Source organism: Sinomonas sp. G460-2, from assembly GCF_047759905.1.
Classification (GTDB): Bacteria; Actinomycetota; Actinomycetes; order Actinomycetales; family Micrococcaceae; genus Sinomonas.
Genome location: NZ_JBKZWT010000266.1, coordinates 1 through 5,037, shown reverse-complemented (window position 1 = coordinate 5,037; position 5,037 = coordinate 1). Strand labels below are relative to the sequence as shown.

The following is a 5,037-nucleotide window of genomic DNA, read 5'->3' as shown; positions in this document are numbered from 1 at the left end:
GACCGCGGCGTCGATCGCGATCGCCCCGATGAGCTGGATGGGGATGCGGAGCCCGCCGTTTGCCGTGAGATACGCGCCCGCCATGGTGGGCAGGACGAAGAAGCGCAGCACGAAGAGGAACCCGCCGAGGGCGGCGACGCCGAGCCCGCCGAGGCTCGCCCATCGCGGACCGTACGCCGCAAGCGAGTACACCGTGACGAGCGCGAGGGGCTGGGCGGCGACGGGCTGGTTGCTCACGATGACCTGGATCAGGGACACCGCCGCGACGATCGCGCCCGAGGCCGCGGGGTGGGAGCGGCGCCACGCGAGCGGGATCACCAGCAGCGACGCGAACACGAACTCGCGGAGGCGGAGGCCCATGACGACGTACGGACCGGCTAGCACCACGAACAGTGTCGCCGCGGCGAGCGCGTCGACGCGCGCGGGGTGCGACTGGGCCCAGCGGTAGAGGCGATGGTGGGCGGAGCGCATGATGTCAGAGCCTAGGCCGCGCGCGGGCGAATGGCATCATGCCAGGGTCTGACCGTGGGTGCTGATTGGCGGGGGTTATCGGGGTTGCGGCTGGTCAAGCAGGCCGCCGTCCGCATGGCGAGACTGGGTGACCAGCATATGGATGGCGCGGCTAGGGTTGGTTCATGACCCAGACTCTCGACCTTGCAGTGATCCCCGGCGACGGAATCGGCCCAGAGGTGACCGCAGAGGCCCTCAAGGTGCTCCACAAGGCGCTCGGCGGCACGGGCGTCGAGGTCAAGGAAACGCACTATACGCTTGGCGCGCAGCACTGGCTCGCGACGGGGGAGACGCTGCCCGACGAGGTGCTCGAGGACCTCCGCGGTCGCGACGCGATCCTGTTCGGCGCCGTCGGCGCGGCCCCTGGCGACACGCGCATCCCGTCCGGGCTCATCGAACGCGAGCTGCTCCTCAAGCTCCGTTTCAGCCTCGACCACTGCGTCAACCTGCGCCCGTCGCGCTTGTACTCCGGCGTCGGCAGCCCGCTCGCGGCCCCGGGCGAGATCGACTTCGTGGTGGTCCGCGAGGGAACCGAGGGCCCGTACGTCGGCAACGGCGGCGCGCTGCGCGTCGGCACCCCGCACGAGATCGCCACCGAGGTCTCCGTCAACACGGCCTACGGCGTGGAGCGCGTGGTCCGCGACGCGTTCCGGCGCGCGTCCCAGCGCCCGCGCAAGAAGGTCACGCTCGTGCACAAGCACAACGTCCTCGTCCACGCGGGGCACCTCTGGAAGCGCACGGTCGAGGCCGTCGCCGCCGAGTTCCCCGAGGTCGAGCACGACTACCTGCACGTCGACGCAGCAACCATCTTCCTCGTGACCGATCCCGCGCGCTTCGACGTGATCGTCACGGACAACCTCTTCGGTGACATCCTCACCGACCTCGCCGGAGCCGTCACGGGCGGCATCGGCCTCGCCGCCTCGGGGAACATCAACCTCGACCGCACGGCACCGTCGATGTTCGAGCCCGTCCATGGCTCGGCGCCGGACATCGCGGGCCAGCAGAAGGCCGACCCGACGGCGGCCATTCTCTCCGCTGCGCTGCTCCTCGACCACGTAGGCCAGGGAGATCCTGTTCTTGCCGCGGCGGCGGCGAGCATCGAGGCCGCGGTCAAGGCCGAGGTCGAGTCCCGCACGGCCGGGGAGCAGCGCACCACGGCGCAGATCGGCGATGCGATCGCCGCGCTCGTCTGACGGAGGGTCCCGCAACCCCCGGGGCTGGCCCAGCTTTTAATGCTCAGAATCAACGCCCGGCCCGCCTGAGCGACAGGCGTAAGCTGAGGGCACTGACAGCCCGAGGTGCCGGCGGCGCAGCCGCGCGCCTCGGAACGATGTGGAGGAACCATGACTCAGAACGCCCTGGGCGTTGAATTCTCGCAGCGGCTCACGGACAACCCGAAGAGTGCGCAGGAGCGTGCGGCCATCCTGGCGAACCCGGGATTCGGCGACTACTTCACCGATCACACCGCGGTCGTCGACTGGACCGTTGACACGGAGGGCAAGGGCGGCTGGCACGACGCCCGCATTGAACCCTACGGCCCGATCGCGATGGACCCGGCCGCCGCGGTCCTGCACTACGGCCAGGAGATCTTCGAGGGCCTCAAGGCGTACCGGCACGCCGATGGTTCGGTGTGGACGTTCCGCGCCGAGGCCAACGCACACCGGTTCAACCGCTCTGCGCAGCGGCTCGCGCTCCCCGAGCTCCCGCAGGAGGTCTTCATCGAGTCGCTCCGCCGGCTCGTCTCGGTGGACAAGGACTGGGTCCCGGGCGGCGACGGCGAGGCGCTCTACCTGCGCCCGTTCATGATCGCCACAGAGGCGTTCCTCGGTGTCCGCCCGTCGCGCGAGGTCTCGTACCGCGTCATCGCCTCGCCCGCCGGCAACTACTTCGGCGGCGAGCTCAAGCCCGTCTCCATCTGGCTCTCCGAGCACTACGCCCGCGCGGGCCACGGCGGCACGGGCGAGGCGAAGTGCGGCGGCAACTACGCGGCGTCGCTCGCGGCCCAGATCGAGGCAGAGGCCCACGGCTGCAAGCAGGTCCTGTTCCTCGACCCGACCAACGACAACGCGGTCGAAGAGCTCGGCGGCATGAACGTCTTCTTCGTCTTCACCGACGGCCGAGTGGTGACGCCCGCCCTCAACGGCAATATCCTCCACGGCGTGACGCGCGATTCCGTCCTACAGCTCGCGTCTGACCGCGGGCACAAGGTCGAGGAGCGGAAGATCACGATCGACGAGTGGCGCGAGTCGCTCGAGAACGGCACGCTCGCCGAGGTGTTCGCGTGCGGCACCGCCGCCGTCATCACGCCCATCGGCGAGCTCAAGACCGCGACCGGCTCGCTCGTGTCCCCGCCGCTCGGCGCCGACTCCGTGGCGATGGCCATTCGCGAGCAGCTCCTCGGGATCCAGACGGGAACCGTCGAGGATCTCCACGGCTGGCTCACCCGGCTCGCGTAGGGGCTGGCTCCGCTCGCGGGGCACAGATTGTTCGGCCCAACCGCGAACGACGGCGCGTTCCCCGATTAAGGGGGACGCGCCGTCGTCGTTCGCGCACAATCCCGGGGTTCCTTGTGAGCGCACCGCGTCGCATTGAAGGATTCCCGCCTGCAGGGTCGAAGTCGGTTGGATGGGAGGACGATGGAGAGGCAGGAGGAGCCATGTCAGCACTCACGAACACCATCGATATCGACCGTCCGCCAGCTGAGGTATTCGCGTACGCGAGCGACCCGCTGCATTTCCCGGAGTGGCAGGCCGACGTCCTCGAGGTGCATTTCGAGGGCGGGGGCGGCCGGACGGTGGGGTCGCGGTTCACGACCACCCGTCGGATCGGCCCCAACGAGCGCACGATGACCCAGGAGATCACGGAGGTCGAGCCGCCCCGCCGGTTCGTCGCCCACGGCGTCGACGGCCCGATTCGGGCTCACGCGAGCATCGACATCGAACCGCTCGACGACGGCGCACGGTCCCGGGTGACATTCGAGCTCGATTTTGAGGGCCATGGCTTCGGCAAGGCGCTCGTGCCCGCCGTTCGTCAGCTCGCGGCGCGGGGCGCTCCGGCGAGCCATAGGCGGCTCAAGGAGCGGCTCGAGGCTCGCCGATAGGGCCGTTTGCCGTTCGCGCGCGGGCCGCCGCGGTCCGCCAGCGCCCGGGTGGCATGCGGTGGTGGCGCTTGAAGGCTGCCGCGAAGGAGAATTCGGACGCATACCCCAGCGAGCGCGCGATGGCGGCGAGGCTCGTGCCGCCCTCGCGCAGTTGCTCGCGCGCCAGCGCCATCCTCCAGTCGGCGACGTAGGTCAGGGGTGCGACGCCGAGCAGCGCGGTGAACCGGCGCGCGAAGGCTGCACGGGACAAGGATGCCTCGGCGGCCAGGCCTGCGACCGTCCAGGCCCGGGCGGGGTCTCTATGCACGGCGCGCAGCGCGGACGCGACCGCTGGATCGTCCATCGCGCGGAACCAGGCGGGCGCGGCCTGAACATCGGCGGCGAGCTGTTCCCGGAGCGCCTGCACGAGGATCACGTCGAGCAGGCTGTCGAGAAGGGCCTGCTGCCCGGGTGCGTCGTGGAGCAGCTCGCCTGCGAACACGTCGAGGGTCGCGCGGAGGGCCGAGCCGGCCCGCGGGCGCACCACGGTCAGGTCCGGAAGCCCGGCCAGCAGCCCCGCGCACAGCTCACCCGCGAAGGTGTACGCACCGCAGAAGAACGTGGTCGGGCTCCCAGACCCCTCTCCGAACACCATCCGCTGCGCCCCGCCTGGTGGGCCAACGGAGGGATGGCCAAGGAAGGGGACCACGTCGGCGCCCGGCGAGTGGGCCATGAACTGCTCGGACGGCCCGCGGACCAGCACGACGTCGCCGGGCAGAACGTGGCGCGACCGGCTGGCGTCGCTGGTCCACGCGAACGCTTCGCCGCTGAGGATGCCGTGGATCGCGAGCTTGGCGCCGACCGGGAATCTGACCCCCCAGGTGCCGAGCGCCGTCGAATGCGAGAACGCGGCGCCGTGCGCGCGCGAACGCTGCAGGAGATCCGTCAATACGTCCACACCTGAGACGATCGCATATGTCATCAGGCGAATCCAGCATGGATCACGCTTCGCCGAGAAGGTTTCCTTGATGGTGCGAACAAAAACTCAAGGAGGGAGGGGCGGCATGCCCCAAGCAGTGCAGTTCGACAACTATGGTGACCTCGACGTGCTCGAGGTCAGGGAGGTACCCCGGCCGGAGCCCGCGGCCGGGGAGGTGCTCGTTCGGGTGCGGGCCGCCGGTATCAGCCCGGGCGAGAGCGCGATCCGGGCTGGCGTCCTCCACGATCGGTGGCCTGCGACCTTCCCCTCTGGCCAGGGCAGCGACCTCGCGGGGGTCGTCGAGGAGGTCGGATCCGAGGTGGACGAGTGGTCCGTGGGCGATGAGGTGATCGGCTGGGTGGACACCCGGGCCAGCCATGCCGAGCTGGTCGCCGTCCCCGCGGGCAGCCTCGTGCCGCGAGACCCTGCCGTGTCCTGGCAGGCCGGCGGGGCGCTGTTCGTCGCCGGA

The 5,037-nt window shown here is 70.2% G+C and carries 5 protein-coding genes and 1 pseudogene; 4 read left to right on the top strand and 2 right to left on the bottom strand.

The annotated features are described in order from the left end of the window. Positions 1-471: pseudogene (locus ACLN58_RS17640) on the bottom strand (sensor histidine kinase); the annotation flags it as partial. 164 nt (positions 472-635) lie between these two features. Between ACLN58_RS17640 and ACLN58_RS17635 the strand changes: the two are divergent. The 3 genes from ACLN58_RS17635 to ACLN58_RS17625 all read left to right on the top strand — a co-directional run bounded on the left by ACLN58_RS17635 (position 636) and on the right by ACLN58_RS17625 (position 3,610). After that, positions 636-1,703: a 3-isopropylmalate dehydrogenase gene (locus ACLN58_RS17635; RefSeq protein ID WP_415856550.1), complete on the top strand. Its 1,068-nt coding sequence runs from the start codon at positions 636-638 to the stop codon at positions 1,701-1,703. A gap of 150 nt (positions 1,704-1,853) precedes the next feature. Then, entirely contained in the window at positions 1,854-2,966 is a 1,113-nt protein-coding gene (locus ACLN58_RS17630; protein WP_415856549.1) for a branched-chain amino acid aminotransferase, read from the top strand. 200 nt (positions 2,967-3,166) lie between these two features. Further along, positions 3,167-3,610, top strand: a complete 444-nt coding sequence (locus ACLN58_RS17625; protein WP_415856548.1) for an SRPBCC family protein — start codon at positions 3,167-3,169, stop codon at positions 3,608-3,610. On the opposite strand, the gene ACLN58_RS17620 is transcribed toward ACLN58_RS17625, so the two are convergent. Next, a complete protein-coding gene (locus ACLN58_RS17620; RefSeq protein ID WP_415856547.1) occupies positions 3,582-4,547 on the bottom strand; it encodes an AraC family transcriptional regulator in 966 nt (321 codons plus the stop codon). The genes ACLN58_RS17625 and ACLN58_RS17620 overlap by 29 nt on opposite strands. Before the next feature lie 106 nt (positions 4,548-4,653). On the opposite strand from ACLN58_RS17620, the gene ACLN58_RS17615 reads away from it, so the two are divergent. Continuing rightward, the coding region (locus tag ACLN58_RS17615; RefSeq protein ID WP_415856546.1) for an alcohol dehydrogenase catalytic domain-containing protein at positions 4,654-5,037 on the top strand (384 nt) is incomplete at its 3' end.